Annotated in this window: 17 protein-coding genes; 10 read left to right on the top strand and 7 right to left on the bottom strand. The window is 71.5% G+C overall.

Annotation, left to right across the window (positions count from 1 at the left end; all coding sequences use genetic code 11):
* The first annotated feature begins 49 nt into the window (after positions 1 to 49).
* Positions 50 to 472: an ArsI/CadI family heavy metal resistance metalloenzyme gene (locus L3i22_RS33580; protein ID WP_221321504.1), complete on the top strand. Its 423-nt coding sequence runs from the start codon at positions 50 to 52 to the stop codon at positions 470 to 472.
* 33 nt (positions 473 to 505) lie between these two features.
* Here the strand turns inward: L3i22_RS33580 and L3i22_RS33575 are convergent, their stop codons facing one another.
* Positions 506 to 1,633 (bottom strand): serine hydrolase, encoded by a 1,128-nt coding sequence (locus tag L3i22_RS33575; protein WP_221321503.1) that lies wholly within the window; start codon positions 1,631 to 1,633, stop codon positions 506 to 508.
* 143 nt (positions 1,634 to 1,776) lie between these two features.
* Between L3i22_RS33575 and L3i22_RS33570 the strand changes: the two genes are divergently transcribed.
* Positions 1,777 to 2,436 (top strand): MSMEG_1061 family FMN-dependent PPOX-type flavoprotein, encoded by a 660-nt coding sequence (locus L3i22_RS33570; RefSeq protein WP_221321502.1) that lies wholly within the window; start codon positions 1,777 to 1,779, stop codon positions 2,434 to 2,436.
* A gap of 109 nt (positions 2,437 to 2,545) precedes the next feature.
* Here the strand turns inward: L3i22_RS33570 and L3i22_RS33565 are convergent, their stop codons facing one another.
* Both L3i22_RS33565 and L3i22_RS33560 read right to left on the bottom strand, forming a co-directional pair.
* On the bottom strand, positions 2,546 to 3,091 hold the full coding sequence (locus L3i22_RS33565; protein ID WP_221321501.1) for a hypothetical protein: 546 nt from the start codon (positions 3,089 to 3,091) through the stop codon (positions 2,546 to 2,548).
* A gap of 78 nt (positions 3,092 to 3,169) precedes the next feature.
* Entirely contained in the window at positions 3,170 to 4,078 is a 909-nt protein-coding gene (locus L3i22_RS33560; protein ID WP_221321500.1) for an MBL fold metallo-hydrolase, read from the bottom strand.
* 64 nt (positions 4,079 to 4,142) lie between these two features.
* Here L3i22_RS33560 and L3i22_RS33555 point away from each other — a divergent pair, with 64 nt between their 5' ends.
* Complete coding sequence (locus tag L3i22_RS33555; RefSeq protein ID WP_221321499.1) at positions 4,143 to 5,264, top strand: MerR family transcriptional regulator; 1,122 nt, start codon at positions 4,143 to 4,145, stop codon at positions 5,262 to 5,264.
* Here the strand turns inward: L3i22_RS33555 and L3i22_RS33550 are convergent.
* Entirely contained in the window at positions 5,251 to 5,631 is a 381-nt protein-coding gene (locus tag L3i22_RS33550) for a hypothetical protein (protein ID WP_221321498.1), read from the bottom strand. The two genes, L3i22_RS33555 and L3i22_RS33550, sit on opposite strands and share 14 nt — an antisense overlap.
* A 325-nt stretch (positions 5,632 to 5,956) precedes the next feature.
* Between L3i22_RS33550 and L3i22_RS33545 the strand changes: the two genes are divergently transcribed.
* From L3i22_RS33545 to L3i22_RS33520, 6 genes are all read left to right on the top strand, one after another.
* Complete coding sequence (locus tag L3i22_RS33545; RefSeq protein WP_255657363.1) at positions 5,957 to 6,751, top strand: DUF2127 domain-containing protein; 795 nt, start codon at positions 5,957 to 5,959, stop codon at positions 6,749 to 6,751.
* Positions 6,752 to 6,791: 40 nt separating this feature from the next.
* Positions 6,792 to 7,232 (top strand): RDD family protein, encoded by a 441-nt coding sequence (locus L3i22_RS33540; protein WP_221321497.1) that lies wholly within the window; start codon positions 6,792 to 6,794, stop codon positions 7,230 to 7,232.
* Positions 7,233 to 7,307: 75 nt separating this feature from the next.
* Positions 7,308 to 8,243 carry an alpha/beta fold hydrolase gene (locus tag L3i22_RS33535; protein ID WP_221321496.1) on the top strand — a complete coding sequence of 312 codons (936 nt, stop codon included), beginning with the start codon at positions 7,308 to 7,310 and terminating at the stop codon, positions 8,241 to 8,243.
* Positions 8,244 to 8,295: 52 nt separating this feature from the next.
* Positions 8,296 to 9,222: a YihY/virulence factor BrkB family protein gene (locus tag L3i22_RS33530; protein ID WP_221321495.1), complete on the top strand. Its 927-nt coding sequence runs from the start codon at positions 8,296 to 8,298 to the stop codon at positions 9,220 to 9,222.
* 57 nt (positions 9,223 to 9,279) lie between these two features.
* Positions 9,280 to 9,588 carry a hypothetical protein gene (locus L3i22_RS33525; RefSeq protein WP_221321494.1) on the top strand — a complete coding sequence of 103 codons (309 nt, stop codon included), beginning with the start codon at positions 9,280 to 9,282 and terminating at the stop codon, positions 9,586 to 9,588.
* Positions 9,589 to 9,647: 59 nt separating this feature from the next.
* A complete protein-coding gene (locus L3i22_RS33520) occupies positions 9,648 to 11,228 on the top strand; it encodes a diguanylate cyclase domain-containing protein (protein WP_221321493.1) in 1,581 nt (526 codons plus the stop codon).
* Positions 11,229 to 11,288: 60 nt separating this feature from the next.
* Here the strand turns inward: L3i22_RS33520 and L3i22_RS33515 are convergent, their stop codons facing one another.
* Together L3i22_RS33515 and L3i22_RS33510 are read right to left on the bottom strand one after the other, a co-directional pair.
* Positions 11,289 to 12,257, bottom strand: coding sequence for a cyclase family protein (locus L3i22_RS33515; protein WP_221321492.1), 969 nt, complete (start codon positions 12,255 to 12,257; stop codon positions 11,289 to 11,291).
* 29 nt (positions 12,258 to 12,286) lie between these two features.
* Positions 12,287 to 13,276 carry an SMP-30/gluconolactonase/LRE family protein gene (locus L3i22_RS33510; RefSeq protein ID WP_221321491.1) on the bottom strand — a complete coding sequence of 330 codons (990 nt, stop codon included), beginning with the start codon at positions 13,274 to 13,276 and terminating at the stop codon, positions 12,287 to 12,289.
* Between the two features lie 69 nt (positions 13,277 to 13,345).
* On the opposite strand from L3i22_RS33510, the gene L3i22_RS33505 reads away from it, so the two are divergent.
* Positions 13,346 to 13,783, top strand: a complete 438-nt coding sequence (locus L3i22_RS33505; protein WP_255657362.1) for a DUF4279 domain-containing protein — start codon at positions 13,346 to 13,348, stop codon at positions 13,781 to 13,783.
* A gap of 7 nt (positions 13,784 to 13,790) precedes the next feature.
* On the opposite strand, the gene L3i22_RS33500 is transcribed toward L3i22_RS33505, so the two are convergent.
* The gene (locus L3i22_RS33500) at positions 13,791 to 15,434 is read right to left on the bottom strand and encodes a hypothetical protein (protein ID WP_221321490.1); all 1,644 of its coding nucleotides are present in this window, start codon (positions 15,432 to 15,434) and stop codon (positions 13,791 to 13,793) included.
* Positions 15,435 to 15,506: the final 72 nt, after the last annotated feature.

Here is a 15,506-nt window from a genome sequence, read left to right as displayed (position 1 = left end):
CAACTCTGCTTAGAGAGTTCTCTAAACACCAAATCGCGGAGGTACGACGATGTCCCGTGTCCAGCTCGCGTTGCGAGTCTCCGATCTCGAAGCCTCGGTGGAGTTCTACTCGAAGCTGTTCGGCACCGAACCGGCCAAGCGCCGCCCCGGCTACGCGAACTTCGCGATCGCGGAGCCGCCGCTCAAACTGGTCCTGCTGGAGGGCGAGCCCGGCCGGTCGACGGCGCTGGATCACCTCGGCGTCGAGGTCGGGACCAGCGCAGACGTCGACGCGGCGACCGCCCGGTTGACCGGGTCCGGCCTGGTCACGCTGGCCGAGGGGGACACCGAGTGCTGCTATGCGCTGCAGGACAAGGTGTGGGTGCGTGGTCCCGGGCAGGAGCCGTGGGAGGTGTACGTGGTCAAGGGTGACTCGGCGGTCGGCGACAAGCCCATCGTCGGCAGCGAACTGCCGGTCAGTGGCTGCTGCTGACCGGACCGGTCAGTCGGTGGGGCGGATCCCGCTCTAACGTTCCGTCCCCTCGATGACGGTCGCGGCGAACGCGCTGATCACGGCCTTCGGGTTGACGTCGCCCCAGGGGGTCATCGACACGGTCAGCTGGCGTCCGCCCGGCTCGGTCACCCAGGTCTCGGTCCAGTAGGCGCCGAGGAAGTCGCCGCGGTGGCCCCACAGCCGGGTGCCGCCCGGCAGGACTCGGGTCATCACCCCCAGTCCGTAGTCGTAGTCGACCGGCGTCGTCCGGTAGGCGAGCATCTGCTGCTGTACGGCTGGTGGCAGCAACCGGCCGCCGACCAGGGCGCGGAAGAAGACGTTGAGGTCGTGCGGGCAGGAGACCAGCTCGCCGGCGGCGCCGGCCACCGACGGGTTGTAGACGCTGACGTCGATCGGCTCGGGGGTGGGGACGTAGCCGTGGGGGTGCGGACCGTGCAGGTACGGGTCGGTGCCGGGCACGGCGGTCCGGTCCAGGCCGAGCGGGCGGAGCACCCGGCGGCGGATCTCCGCGCGGTAGTCGGAGCCGGTGACTCGCTCGATCACCATGCCGAGCAGCAGGAAATTGGTGTTCACGTAGCGCCAGTCGGTGCCCGGCTCGAACAGCAGCGGCCGGTCGGCGACGAGCGCGATCAGGTCCTGCGGCTGCCAGGTGTGCGAGCGCATCCGCTCGACGCCGCCCTCGACCTCGTAGAGCGCCGCGAACGCGTCGGTTCTGGTGTAGTCGTGCAGGCCACTGGTGTGTTGCAGCAGGTCACGCAGGGTGATTCGGGCGCCGTCCGGCAGAAGACCGGGCAGATATCGCTGTACGGCGTCGTCGAGGTGGAGCCGTCCGTGCCCGGCCAGCTGCAGCACCACGGTGGCGACGAAGGACTTCGTGATGCTGCCGGCCCGCACCAGGCCGGCGCGTGGCACCGGTTGCTCTGATCCCAGGCGGGCGGTGCCACTGCTGCCGATCCACACACCGGCCCGGTCGTGAACCTCCGCGAGGACGCCGACCGCCCCGGCGGTGACCATCGCGTCCAGCGCGGCCTGCCAGGTGCCGGCTGCCGGGTGCGCCGCGACGGCCCGGCCCGGGGTGATGAGTACGGTGGCGATCCCGGCCGCTCCGGCGATCTTCAGCGTTCCTCGGCGAGTGACCATTTCCGGCCTCCATTCGAAAGGGATGCCGAAAAGCTACGGGCGACCACGCGCCGGCGAATCCGTCTGCGGATGCAAGCCGGGGGCGCCCTCATCCCCGCGATGTACCGTTCCCGCATTCAGGTTGGTCGATTAGGGTCGGCGGTATGACGCAAACCCGGGCTGCCAGCGTCTTCGAGGCGCTGCGTTGTGATGCCGTGCCTGATCAGGAGGCGCTGCGGCTGATCTATGAACGTCCCGGTGACGGGGCGGTGCGGAAGCAGATGACCGAGCTCACCGAGCAGACCCGGCAACTGATCGCCTGCTCGTCGCTGGTCTTCGTGGCCAGCGTGGACGCCGACGGGAACTGTGACGTCTCGCCGCGTGGCGGGCCGGCCGGGTTCGTCAGCGTGCTGGATTCCCGGACCGTGGCGATTCCGGACGCGACCGGCAACAAGCGCCTGGACACCCTGCAGAACGTCGTCGCGACCGGCCGGGCCGGGCTGCTGTTCGTCATCCCGGGGCGGACCACGACGCTGCGGATGAACGGGCGGGCCTGCGTCTCGACCCGGCCGGACCTGCTGTCCCAGCTGACCGCGGTGGGCAAGCCGCCGGCCAGTGCGCTGGTGCTGGGGATCGACGAGGTCTACCCGCACTGCCCGAAGTCGCTGCTGCGCGGGTCGGCGTGGAAGCCGGATCAGTGGCTGCCGGCCGACGCCCAGCCGACCTCGGCCGAGGTGACGCTGGCCCAGCTGCGGATGCCGGGGCTGACGATCGCCGAGATCGAGCAGGCCGAGGTGGACATGCTCAAGTACCGGTACGAGTAGTAAGCCGGCCTGGACGCACCCGCCGGTCCCGCGGGCTGCCGACGCAGCAATGTCGGGCCGGCCGGTTCGCCGTACTGCTCGATCAGTCCATGCGGCAGCGCCAGGACCCTCACGCCGGCTCGGGCCCGGCCGATGGCCATGGGGGTGGTTTCGCGCCGTGCTCGGCGTTGGACGCTCGCAGTGCCCGGGCGATTGCCTGCAACGCGTCCACGACCTCCCGCCAGCTGGCGGGATCGGCGTCCGAGGGGCCAGGCGGCCGCGTCTCGTAGACCACGCTGATGTCATCCCGCAGATTGTCCCAGGCGGCGGCGAGGACGAGATGCTCCCTGCGCTTCTCGTCGGTCTTGAGGAACGTGGCCAAACCGCTGGCGACAGCGGACAGGATCGCGATCGTGGCCGCCTGGGTGACGCCGAGGACTTCGGTCAGCCCGCCGAATCCGGACACAGCCGCCAGCGTGACCCCGGCGATGCCGAGGAGATAGTGCAACCACATCCAGACGCGAGCCAGCCGCCGGTGCCGCAGACAGGCACGATGCGCTTCCCAGAAGAGCCCGGAGCTCAACCGTCCGAACGGAGTCGCCTGCCAGACCGGAACGTAGACGGAATCATGCCCAACGGCGTCCGGGTCGATCATGGCGCTTTCATTCAGCTCCATGATCTGAAGGCTAACAACCTCGGGGTCGATTGAGGTGTGTTGATGCAGGCCGCGACGAGGCAAATCCGCCGTACGTCGTCAGGGGTTGAGGAATTTTTCTTGGAGCTGACGGATTCGGGCGCGGCGCAGCAGGTGGCGCTGTTCGCGTTGGCCCGGCTCCAGGTAGAGGATGAAGTCCGGGTGAGGGTGGATGCCGGGTTTGCCGGCGGCCTTCGCGGTGGCGCGCTGGATGTCGGTGAGGACGGTGGGGGGCATCTGCAGGGCGCGCTCGCGGGGCTGGAACTGGGCGCCCAGGGCGTAGTCGCGACCGGGGCGGCGGGTCATCTCGACGTGGCAGCCGAGGACGTGGGTGACCGGGTGCGTCTCGGCGAAGGCGACCAGCGTGTCCATCGTCGTCCGGAACGCCTGCTGGTCCTCGATGTAGAGGCGGCCGGGCAGGATCGTGTCGCCGGTGAGCAGCAGGCCGGTCCACGGGTCGTAGATCGTGATCGACGCCTGGTGGTGGCCCGGGGTGCCGAGGACCTCCAGGACCCGGCCGCCCAGGTCGAACGGGACCGCGCCGGTCGACTCGTCGCCGAAGCCGAAGAACGTGCGGACGGCCGCCGGCTCGTGGGCCACCGTCGTGGTGTCGGGACGGTCGGCGAACTGGGGGTCCGCGGCCACGTGGTCGCCGTGGCCGTGCGTGTGGGCGACGATCAGCTCGTACGTCAATCGGGGGTTGATCTTGAGCCAGTCCTGAATGAGCGTGTCCACGGTGGCCCGCAACGGGAAGGACTCGGTGGCGCCGGTGTCGAGCAGCAGCGCCCGCTCGTTGCCGAAGAGCAGGAACATGAACGGCGCCTCGTAGTTGAGCCGTTTGCTCTGCCGCAGGATCACCGTGTGCTCGTCGTAGACGTGCGTCTGGATCTGCGGCTCGCCGCGACGGCCGTGGTTCCAGGTGACGTCGAGGGAACCCGGGACCGGCGCCGGCGTCCGGAAATCGATCATATGGCGATCATGCCAAAGCCGGGCACTTGTCCCTCACGCGGCGTCAGGCGACATAGTCGACGGCGTGGCAGAGCACCTGACCGTGGGGCGCGTGGCCGAACTGGCCGGCGTGAGCGTCCGAACGCTGCACCACTACGACGAGATCGGGCTCGCGCGACCGTCCGGGCGGACCGCGGGCGGCTATCGGGCCTATTCGGCGGCCGATGTGGAGCGGCTGCGGGAGGTGCTGGCCTACCGGCGGCTGGGCTTCGGGCTGCGCGAGATCGCGGACCTGGTCGGCGACCCGGCCACCGACGCGGTCGCGCACCTGCGCCGGTTGCGCGGCCTGCTGCGGGAGCAGCGTGATCGGGCCGGCGTGATGGTGACGGCCATCGACCGGGAACTGGAGGCACGGGCCATGGGGATCGGGACGACATCCGAGGAGAAGCTGACCATGTTCGGGGCACGGTTGTACGACGACATCGGAGCGGCCTACCCGGCGACGCGGCGCACCGAGCCGCGGATCGCCGCGCGGGTCTGGGCGGCGCTCGGCGACGCGCGGACGGTGCTGAACGTCGGGGCCGGCACCGGCTCCTACGAGCCGGCCGACCGGGCGGTCACGGCGGTCGAGCCGTCGGCGGTCATGCGGGCACAACGGCCGGCGGGCGCGGCGCCGTGCGTGGCCGGCAGCGCGGAGAGCCTGCCGTTCGAGGATCAGTCCTTCGACGCGGCGATGGCGTTCAGCACCGTCCACCACTGGGCGGATCCGATCGCCGGGTTGCGCGAGATGCGCCGGGTGGCCCGCCGGGTGGTGGTGTTCACCCACGACGACAGCGCGTCCGGCTGGTTGCAGCGGTTCTGGCTGACCCGGGACTACCTGCCGGAGGTGGGTGACATCGTGGCGGGCCGGCCGTCGGTGGTCCGGCTGGCCGAGGCGATCGGGGCGCGGATCGAGCCGGTGCTCATCCCGTGGGACTGCGCGGACGGCTTCTTCGAGGCGTACTGGCGGCGGCCCGAGGCGTACCTGGACGAGCCGGTCCGCCGGGCCGTGTCGGTGTGGACCCGGGTCGGGACGGCGGCCGAGCGGCGGGCGGTGGACGAACTGCGCGCCGATCTCGCCTCGGGGCGGTGGGCCGAGCGCAACCGCGAACTGGTCGGCCTGGACGCGGCGGAGCTGGGGCTGCGCCTGCTGGTCACGGGCGAATAGCCCGGGCCGGGCGGCACAGCACGCCCGCGACCGCGGTCAGCGCGACCGCCGTGCACAACAGCGCCACGGTCGCGCCGGTGGCCGCGGCGCCCGCGGTGAGCAGCGGCCCGGCGGCCATCCCGGCGGTCAGCGCCGGAATGGACAGTGAGAGCCCCAGCCCGTTGACCGCGACGCCGACCGCCGCCGCGCCGAACGCCACCATCAGCAGCCCACCGGCCGCCAGCCCGAGCCCGGCGACCATCACCACCACCGGGCCGCGCCGGTCGATCAACGCGCCGGCCAGCGGACTGCCCACCAGACTGGCGACGGCCGCCACCGCCATCATCGCGGTCGCCACCGCGAGCGGAATACCCCGGACAGAATGCAAGAACACGATTATGTACGGCTGGGTCAGGCCGATTCCCAGCGCGGTTGTCAGATCACTGATCAGCAGTAGCCAGACGGTGCCGGAAAATCCCGAGAGGCGCCGCGGTCGCGTGGCGATCAACGGTTCCGCCGGCAGAGCAGTCATTCGGCTCATGCTATTCATCGATCAGTTCTGTCGAATACCTCGTTCGAGTGGCCCGGAAATGCCGGGCGCGACCGGTGTCGTTCTTCACCCGCCCAGGGTCGGCTGCCCGGCCGGTCGTCGCGAGCCACCGGAACGGGGTGCTGCGCCGCGGGGCGTGACTGCGTGCTGTATCAACTGTGCTGTGGATCTGAACCTGTGGGTGTGTGGGCGTCGTGGGCACCTGACGTATGCGCCGGCCGAGGAGGACCTTCGGGCCCGGCTGCACGCGACGACGGCGCTGGGGGTGGCCTGGCGGTGCCTGCGCTGCGGCGACTTCGTGCTGGGGGAGCCGCGGATGTCCGGGCCGGCCGCGGACGCGCCGCTGGTGCCGCGGGGGCGGGCGCTGCGCGACGCGATCATTCTGCGGCTGCTGGCCGTCGAGCGGTTCGTCAAGGGGGTGTTCGTGCTCGCCGCCGGCTACGGGGTGATCCAGTTCCGGGGGCGGCGGGACGCCATCGAGCGGGCCTTCCACGAGGACGTCCCGCTGCTCAAGCCGTTCACCGACAAGATCGGCTGGAATCTGGAGAACTCGGCGGTGGTGGAGACCATCCGGCGGGTCGTCGAGGCGCAGGCCAGCACGCTGCTCTGGGCCGGGATCGCGCTGCTCGTCTACGGGGCGCTGCAGCTCACCGAGGGCGCCGGGCTGTGGCTGCTGAAGCGCTGGGGTGAGTATTTCGCGCTGATCGCCACGTCGCTCGGCCTGCCGATCGAGATCTACGAGCTGACCGAGCGGCTGACCTGGTTCCGGGTCGCGGCCCTGGTGATCAACGTGGCGGCGGTGCTCTACCTGCTGATCTCCAAGCGGCTGTTCGGGATCCGGGGCGGGCACCGGGCGTACGAGGCCGAGCGGCACGAGATGAGCCTGATGGAGGTGGAGCACTCGGCCACCGGGCAGCCGGCTAAGCACGACCCGAGCCCGGCCCGGGCGGCGGGGTAGAGCGCGGCCGGGGGTGCGCGGCCGCACTAGGATCCCGGCCGTGATCAATGCGCAGCAGAACTCGCTGAATGTCCACGTCACCCGGCGCCGCATCTTCGCGACGCTGATCGACGGCGTCGTCCTGAGCGTGGTGCTCAACATCCTGGGACGGATCTTCGACGTCGAGGTGCCGACCGGCAGCCTCGACCTGACCACGCTGTCGTTCGGCGGCAGCCTGCTGACCGCCGTGGTGGTGCTCGCCTACTACATCGTGCTCGAGGGCTGGTTCGGCTGGACGGTCGGCAAGCTCGTCACCGGGATCCGGGTGGTCGACGAGCACGGCAACCGGCCGGGCTTCGTGTCGGCGCTGGTCCGCACGCTGCTGCGGATGATCGACGGGATCTTCGCCTACCTGGTGGCGCTGATCATCGTGGTCAACTCGTCGCGCCGCCGGCGTCTCGGCGACATGGCCGCGAAGACGCTGGTCGTCCGCGCCTCCTGACCGGTTGCCGGCGCGCAGGGGTGCCGCGACGCCGCGGACACCCCGCCGACCGCCGGGCGGTGGTTGACTTCGCGGGTGACGGACTCGGTGAACGACGAAGGATTTCTGCAGGTCGGTGGCGGTCATCGGATCCGCTGGCAGGACTGGGGGAAGCCGGGCGGCGTCCCGATCGTCTTCCTGCACGGCGGGCCGGGCGCGGGCTTCGACGACACGCACAAGGCGCTGTTCGATCCGGCCCGGCATCACGTGCTCTTCCACGACCAGCGCGGGTGTGGGCTCAGCACGCCGTTCGCCGGCACCGAGCACAACACGACCGCGGACCTGGTCGACGACATCGCGGCGCTGCTGGCGCTCCGGGGCTGGGAGTCCGCCCACGTGGTCGGCGGGTCGTGGGGGTCGACGCTCGGGTTGTTGTTTGCCATGTCGTACCCAAATCGGGTTTTCAGTCTGTTGCTCTGGAGTATTTATCTGGCTCGGCGGTTCGATGACGAATGGGTGCTGGGTGGGCCGCCCCGATTCTTCTTCCCCCGGGAATGGGAACGGTTCCTGGCGATGATTCCGGTGGAGCACCGCACCGATCCGGGCACCATGACGGCCTATTACCGGGAACGGCTCGACGACGTGGATCCGAAGGTCGCCCGGCTCTATGCGGTGGAATGGACGCTCTGGGAGACGGCGCTCTGCTCGATCGAATACGATCCCGCCCGCAACGAGCTCGACGTCACCACCGATCCGGCGACCGTCGCGGTGGCGCGGCTGGAGACCCACTACTTCACCAACGGTTGTTTCCTGCCGGAGAACCACATTCTCGACGGGGTCGCCAAGCTGCGCGACGTGCCCTGCGTCGTCGTGCAGGGGCGGTTCGACATGTGCACCCCGCCGATCGGCGCCGACGAACTGGCCCGCGCCTACGGTGACGGCCTGCGCCTGGACTGGGTCAATGCCGGCCACCTGCGCACCGATCCGGAAATGAACGCCGCCCTGCGCGGGGCCCTGAGCGCACTGCGGTGAACCGCGGACCGGTAGGCGTAACCGGCGAGCCGAGCGGGTAGGGACGCGGCTCATGGCGGTCAGGCGTTTCTCCGAGCGGACCGGGGCGCGCTGGCAGCGCCTGCGGGACCGGGTCGGCTGGGTCGATCACCTGGCCCGGGCCGGCGTGCGGTACGACGAGGCCGACGGTGGCCGGCTGGCCGCCGCGATCACCTACTACGCGTTCTTCGGGACGTTCGCGGCCTGGCTGATGGGGTTCGCGGTCTTCGGGTTCGTGCTCGACGACCCGCAGGTGCTGCGCGCGGTGGCCCGCTATCTCGCGCTCGACCTGCCCCGGCTCGACCTGCAGGCGCTGCGCCAGGCCCGGACCACCGCCGGGGTCATCGCGTTCATCGGGCTGCCGATCACCGGCTGGTTCTGGACCGACGCGTTCCGCTCCTCGATCCGCCGGATCTGGCGGCTGCCCGAGTATCCGGGCCGCCTGCCGGCCCGGGTGCTGGCGGATCTGCTCGTGCTGCTCGGCCTGGGCGTGCTGCTGGTCGCCTCGCTCGCCGCGGCCTATGCGACGAACACCGTCGCGAGCCGGGTCTCCGAGGTCGCGGGGGTCGGGGACAGCCTGTCGCGGCTGGGGCTTTCGGTGGTCGGCTTCCTGGTCGGCGCCGGCATGAACACCGCCCTGGCCTGCGGCGCGCTGGCCGGGCTGCCCCGGGTGCGGATGGCGTGGCCCCGCCTGCTCGGCCCGGCGGTGCTGGCCGGGGTCGCCATCGAGCTGCTCAAGACGATCGGCGGCCTGTACGTCCGGGCCACCGAGGCCAATCCGGTGTATCAGCTGGTCGCCGGGTCGGTCGGGCTGCTGGTCTTCCTCAACGCGGTGAACCAGGTGCTGCTGTTCGCGGCCGCCCTGACCGCGACGAGCACCACCGGCACCCCGTCCGACCTGTCCGCGGCCGAGCCGGAGCCGGAGACCGAGCCCGAGGAGCCGAAGATTCATCGGTTGTAGGTTCGGCGTGAGCTTCGCCGAAGCCCAGGTCCGGCATCGACGGCTACCGTCACCCGGATGACGCAGACGCTGCCGAGCCGCCGATGGCCCGTCTTCGGGCGCGGACTGGCCATCCTCCTGGCCTGGCACGTGGTGGTGGCGGGCATCGCCGCGGCGAGCTTCTGGCCCGGTCCCGAGCTGCACGTCTGGCTCGCGGCGACGATCACGGTGCTCGCGACGGTGTTGTCGCTGGTCGTGGCGGTGCCGGCGCTCGCGGTCCTGGTGTGGCGCGCCGGGTGTCCGGCCCCCGCGGCGGCCGGTGTCGGCGCCCTCGCCGGCCTGGTCGTCGCCGGCGTCGCCGGGCTCGTCCTGCTCGGGTCGCCGTAGGAGGCCCGTCCCTTATCGCTCATTCGACCCTGACCCGGGCCGATACGAACGGTGTGCGCATGCGCTCCACCGCACCGCGTCGGCGGCTCTCGGCGGGCATCGCCGCCATGCTCTGCGCGCTGGTCCTGGGCGCGGGCGTCACCTGGGCCACGGTGACCGTGTTCAGCAACGGCGAGAGCGACGCCGCCGAGCAGACCATGGACCGCCGCTCCCAGGACGTCACCCGCACGATCATCAACGAGATCAGTCAGTTCCAGGACTCCCTCGACGACCTCAGCCGGGCCGTCGGCTCGCAGACCACGCTGACCCTGGCCGACTACGACAACCTGACGTCCGGGCTGACCACCGAGCGGCTGCCCGGCGCCGGCGGCGTGACCTTCGTGGTGCCGGCGCCGGACGGCCAGGTCCCGGCGGTGCAGCGGCGGTGGCGGGCGCTGGGCAGCCCCGACCTGCTGCTGCAGCCGGTCGGGACGAACGTCGAGCACATGTTCGTGATCTTCGACCGGCCGCTGGACGGCGGGCCGCGGATCAGTGGCCGGGACGTGAGCCAGGCGGCCTACTCCGCCGCGGCGCTGCAGTTGTCGCGAGACTCGGACCAGTTCGTGGTCAGCGCGCCCTACGTGCTGGTCCGGGACAAGACCGCCCCGGGGAAGCAGCAGCTCTCGTTCACCTTCACGGTGCCGGTCTACACCTACCACGGCACCCGGAAGGGGGCGTTCCTGGGCTGGATCGTGGCGGGGGTCCGCGGCGGCGACTTCCTGGACCGTACCCTGCGCAACGCCTCCGGCTACGGACTCAAGGCCCGGCTCGACGACGGCACCAGCACCGAGGTGGCCGCCGTCCCGCACGGCGCCCGGCTGGCCGGCAGCTCGCTGAACCGCACGACGAGCGTCACCGCCGGCCGGCGGCAGTGGCAGGTCACCGTCGGCCCGACCCGGGTCGCGCTGGAGTCCGCCGGGCGCCGGCTGATTCAGCTCACCCTGTGGTGCGGGGTGCTGGTCACGCTGCTGATCGGGGCGCTGGTCGGCACGCTCGCCTTCGCCCGCGACCGCGCCCTGGCCCGGGTCGACGAGGCGACCGCCGCGTTGCGCAAGGACATCGTGCGCCGCGAGCGGGCCGAGACGCTGCTGCGGCAGCGGGAGCAGGAGTTGCGGCGGCTGGCCTTCCACGATCCGCTCACCGGCCTGGCCAACCGGCTGCTGTTCTACGACCGGATCCGGGCGGCCGCGACCGGGCCGTACGCCGCGCTCTTCATCGACCTGGACGGGTTCAAGCAGATCAACGACGCGCTCGGGCACGCCATCGGCGACCGCCTGCTGCAGACGGTGGCCGCCCGGCTGACCGGGTGCACCCGGGCCGGCGACACCGTGGCCCGGCTCGGCGGCGACGAGTTCGCCGTGCTGATCGAGCACCTGGCCGACGTCGACGAGGCGCGTCACTGCGCCGACCGGATCGTCCGGGCCGTCGCCGAGTCGATCCTGCTCGACGGCGTCGACCTGCGGGTCGGGGCGAGCGTCGGCATCGCCGCCGGCACGTCCGGCGACGACGTGGACGAGGTGGTGCGCCGCGCCGACGAGGCCATGTACCAGGCGAAAGCCGCCGGCAAGGGCCGCTTCGTGCTGGCCGGCTCGGCCCGCTGAAGATCAAGAGCGAGGATCAAAGGCCGATTGCGACGTACGGCGTCAGCGCGCCGGCCCGGGTCAGAACGTCGCGATCGGGTTGACCGGGCTGCCGGACGTCCCGGCCAGCCGGACCGGCGCGACCGCGAGCTGGAAGTCCCACTGACCCAGCTCGGCCGCGGTGCGCACGCACGCCTCCAGGTCACAGTTGTCGAGCAGCCACAGGCCCATCGCCACCAGGCCCACCGCGTGCACCGGCATCAGCACGCCGGGGTAGCCCGACGGCTGCACGTCCTGCGGGGTGTCGGCGCCGATCAGCGCGACGCCGCGCTCGCGCAGCCAGGGCAGGCAGGACGCGTGCCAGCCGGCCTGGGTGAAGCCGTGGTTCTCGGCGCCCTCCCGCCGGGCCCGGCCGTACCCGGTCCGCAGCAGCACCGCGTCGCCGGCCCGCACCCGGACACCCTGGCGGCGCTCGGCCGCCTCGAGGTCCTCGGGGAACACGCCCTGGCCCGGCTCCAGCCACGGCACCCCGCGGGCGCCGGCGACGTCCAGCAGCACACCCCGGGTGACGATCCCGTCCGCCGCCGCGGTGACCGCCGCCCAGGCCGACCCGGACGCCGCGTCGACCAGCGCGTGCGACCGCCCGTTGTACATCGCGCCGTCCCAGAACAGGTGGCACGGCGAGTCGACGTGGGTGACGGTGTTGCCGTGGAACATCAGGCCGAGCCGCTCGTTCGAGAAGCCCCAGCGCCGGTCGGCGTGGAAGGCGGCCGGCATGTGCTCCGCGCCGGGCATCTCGGCGGCGCACGGGCACGAGGTCGTCGACCGCTCCATCTCCTGCGGCACGGTGACGTCCCACGCGCACGACACGCTCCGGCCGTGCCGCACGGACCGCGCCGCCGCCAGCCGGACGTCGTCGGTGATCAGGTTCAGGGTGCCGCGCTCGTCGTCGTCACCCCAGCGGCCCCAGTTCGACAGCGTGTCGAAGTAGCCGAGCACGTCGTCCTGGGTGGGCCTGGATCGCCCCGCCGTTTCGGCTTGTCCGGTCACGCCCGCCAGGCTATCCCGCCCGCGGCTCGTTACTCCGGCGTGGTCAGGACGGCCACGTCGTTCTCGGTGAGGCTGCCGGCGACGACCGTGCCGTCGTGCTCGGTGACCGAGGTGACGAAGCCGTAGGAGCCGTCGGCGGCGCGCAGGTCGTGCACCAGGCGGCCGTCCAGGTCGAACGCCAGCACCCAGGCGATCGGCGTGGCCTTGGGCCGGACCGCCGCCGGCAGGTTCCACACCAGCAGGCGCAGCCAGCCCGGCAGCGGCAGCAGCCGGTCGACCAGCGGGTTGCGCGGCGCGGCGATCGCCACCCAGAGCCGGCCGTCGCTGCCCAGCGACATGTTGTCCGGGAACCCGGCCAGGTTCTCGGCGAACATGTCGGTGCGGCCGGCCGCCGGCCCGGTCAGGTGGTGCCGGCGGATCCGGTACCCGGCGGTCTCGGCCACCAGCAGGAACGACTCGTCGGGGGACAGGACCAGGCCGTTGCCGAACTTCAGGTCGGCCAGCACGGTGGTGACCGTGCCGTCCGGGTCACGGCGCAGCAGCCGGCCGGTGCTGGTGTGCTCGAGGATGTCGCCCTCGTACTCGGCCAGGCTCCAGCGGCTGGTCGACGTGGTGAACCAGATCGTGCCGTCCCGCCCCTGCACCACGTTGCTGGGGAAGGTGAGCGGCTCGCCGTCGACGCGGTCCACCAGGACGTGGGTGCTGCCGTCCGGGCGTACCTCGATCAGCCCTTGAATTTGATCGCAGACCAGCACGGCACCGTCCGCACGCGGGTGCAGGCCGAGCGGGCGTCCGCCGGTCTCGGCCAGCGTCGTGCGCTCCCCGGTGGCCGGATCGAGCCGCACGATCCGGCCGTCGGCGGTGCCGGTGACGATCTGTCCGAGGTGGTCGAACTTGACGTCCTCGGGGCCGTGGCCGCCGGTCGGCAGCCGCCGCCGGACCTGCAGGGGAGCGGTCTGTCCGGAGTCGATCAGGGCGGGCGGGGTCCATCGGCGAGGTTTGATGAGGCGGCGCGGCATGCGGATGAGTGTGCCCGCCGCCGCCGACCGGCGCATCCTTCCGACCCGGACCGCCTCTATCCTTCATCGGTGCAGGTCAGTCAGTATGCCTACTTCGGGCTGTTCAGTCGCGGCATCTCGGCGGCGGAGATGGCGGCCGTTCTCGGCATCGAGCCCGACGAGATCACCGTCCGTGGCAGCCGTCGCACCGAACCCAAGGTCGTTCCGGTCCGGCACTGTTGGCGGGTGGTCTGCCGCGAGCCGGGGCTGAGCGTCGACGAGCAGGTCGCCCACATCGTCGAACGGCTCGGGCCGCACACCGCGGCGATCGCCGCGCTGGTCGGCCGGTTGGGCGCCGAGGAGGACGGAGGCGGCGCCGTCCTGGAAGTCGTGCGCTACTTCAACGAGGACGGTCGCGGCGACACCTCGAATCTGTTCGGCTGGCATCTCGGGCGTGCGGTGCTCGACTTCCTCCAGGCCACCGGAGCGGTCCTGGACGTCGACGAATACGACATGACCCCGGACTGACCGTTCCTCAGCGTATTGGCCATAGTTGGTCAATGCGTTGGTCCCGACCGGGGGTCGGGGGCCTCGCGAACGGTCTTCGAGGCCGGGGAACGCCGGGGTCTCTGGTCGGGGCCGGGCGCGTCTTGCCCACGGGTGTGGTGCGTGCCGTCTCGACCAGCCCGAACTGTTGTTCCCTGACGCCCATGGTGTGGGGTGCGGCCTGGCCGGTAGTTTCCCGGGCACGATCCGCTGGTCGTGTCCGGGTGACACCTGACCGTCGCCGCGCCTTGAAGCCGTGGGCGCGTCGTGCGATCACCACCGCCGCGGCGTGATGCCGGGTCGCGGTGGAAGTCTTCGTTGCTAGGGCGGGTTTCCAGTGCTGCCCGCCCCACCTGGAGGTGTAGGCCGGGTCGACAGCGATCACCGCGATCCCGGCGGTGGAGGCCATGCCGGCGAGACGGTCGCGGAACTGTGCGGTGGGGATCCCGGCGACCGCGCGCCGGAACCGCTTGCCCCGCGCACCGCGGCCCATGGTCTCCCGGCCGGTGGCACGGGCGTCGGCGAAGCCCAGGTTCTCGACCGCAATCGCCGGGCAGTCATGCTGTTCGGCCAGGTGCAGAGCGTGGCTGATCGCGGCACGCAGCCGTCCGTCGCGTTGCGAAGCCGGGCCGGAAAGGTTGAGCGGGATGGTGATCGGGGTGCCGACCGGGTTGCCGTGCGCGTCGATGACATGCGCGGCAAGATGATCCGCGTTCAGGTCGATACCCAGTAGCCTGCCGCCGGCGAGCGCGTCCAGGCCTGGCGTGTAGGCCGGAACTGTCCAGGAAGCGTCCAGGTACCAGCGGCCCCGCACCGCATCGAAGCTGATGTCGTAACGCACCGACCGGTCGGCGGCGACCCGGTCGGCCCACTGCCCGGCCCGATGCGTGAACGCGACCGGTTCGGTGAGCCGGTATCGCCCGCGTCCGGCGTTCGCCAGATGCGTGAGCGGGGCGGGCAGGGCGATTGACACGATGCCGTCGGGCGTGACGGTGATCGTGTAGTTGCCGTGCGGGGCACCGGTCTCGCCGTCGGCGGTCAGGAACATGCGGGCCGCGTCCCACCGGGCCCGCCACTGCGCCTGGGTGAGCCCGGCGCTGCCGAGCCGGTGGCGGGTCTTGGCCAGCCGCCGTCCGCCCGCAACGATCGCCGGACGACCGGCAGCCAATCGGTTTTGTGCTGCGGTCCGGCGGGCAGCGAGGACTTGGCGGCGCTGCTGCTTGGCGGCCCGCTCGCGCCGGCTGGCATAACCGGATGTCCGGCCGGCCCGGCCGCCGACCGGGGCGGCGATCCGCGCGTCCAAGGTAATCAGGGCCTGGCCCAGGCTCGACACATCGGCTTTGAGCGCCCGGATCCCGAGTTGGTATTGGTCTTCGGCGGTCCGGGTGATCGAGCCGGCCCACCGGGAGGTCGTGACCGCGGTCAACTCCCGCTTACGTCGCGTGCGCTGGGTGTCCTTGCCGGACACGTTGCCGAGCTGGACACGCCTGGCCAGATCAGCCCGGTACAGCCCACCCAAAAAGGTTGCGACCTGTGTCAGGACAGCAGCCTCCCCGGTGCTGGGCCGCAGCCTCGTCCGGATGCGGGTGCCCGCAGGCGGGGCGACGACGAACGGCGCCGCGATCGGCCGCAACGCCTTCCTCCGCCGCCTCGTTGTCACCCGGCGAATAGTACATCCGTTCGACAGCGGCCAGTAATGACCAAC

Source organism: Actinoplanes sp. L3-i22 (assembly GCF_019704555.1).
Lineage (GTDB): Bacteria > Actinomycetota > Actinomycetes > Mycobacteriales > Micromonosporaceae > Actinoplanes.
The sequence above is the reverse complement of the archived record's forward strand: the minus strand, read 5'-3'. Positions and strand labels throughout refer to the sequence as shown.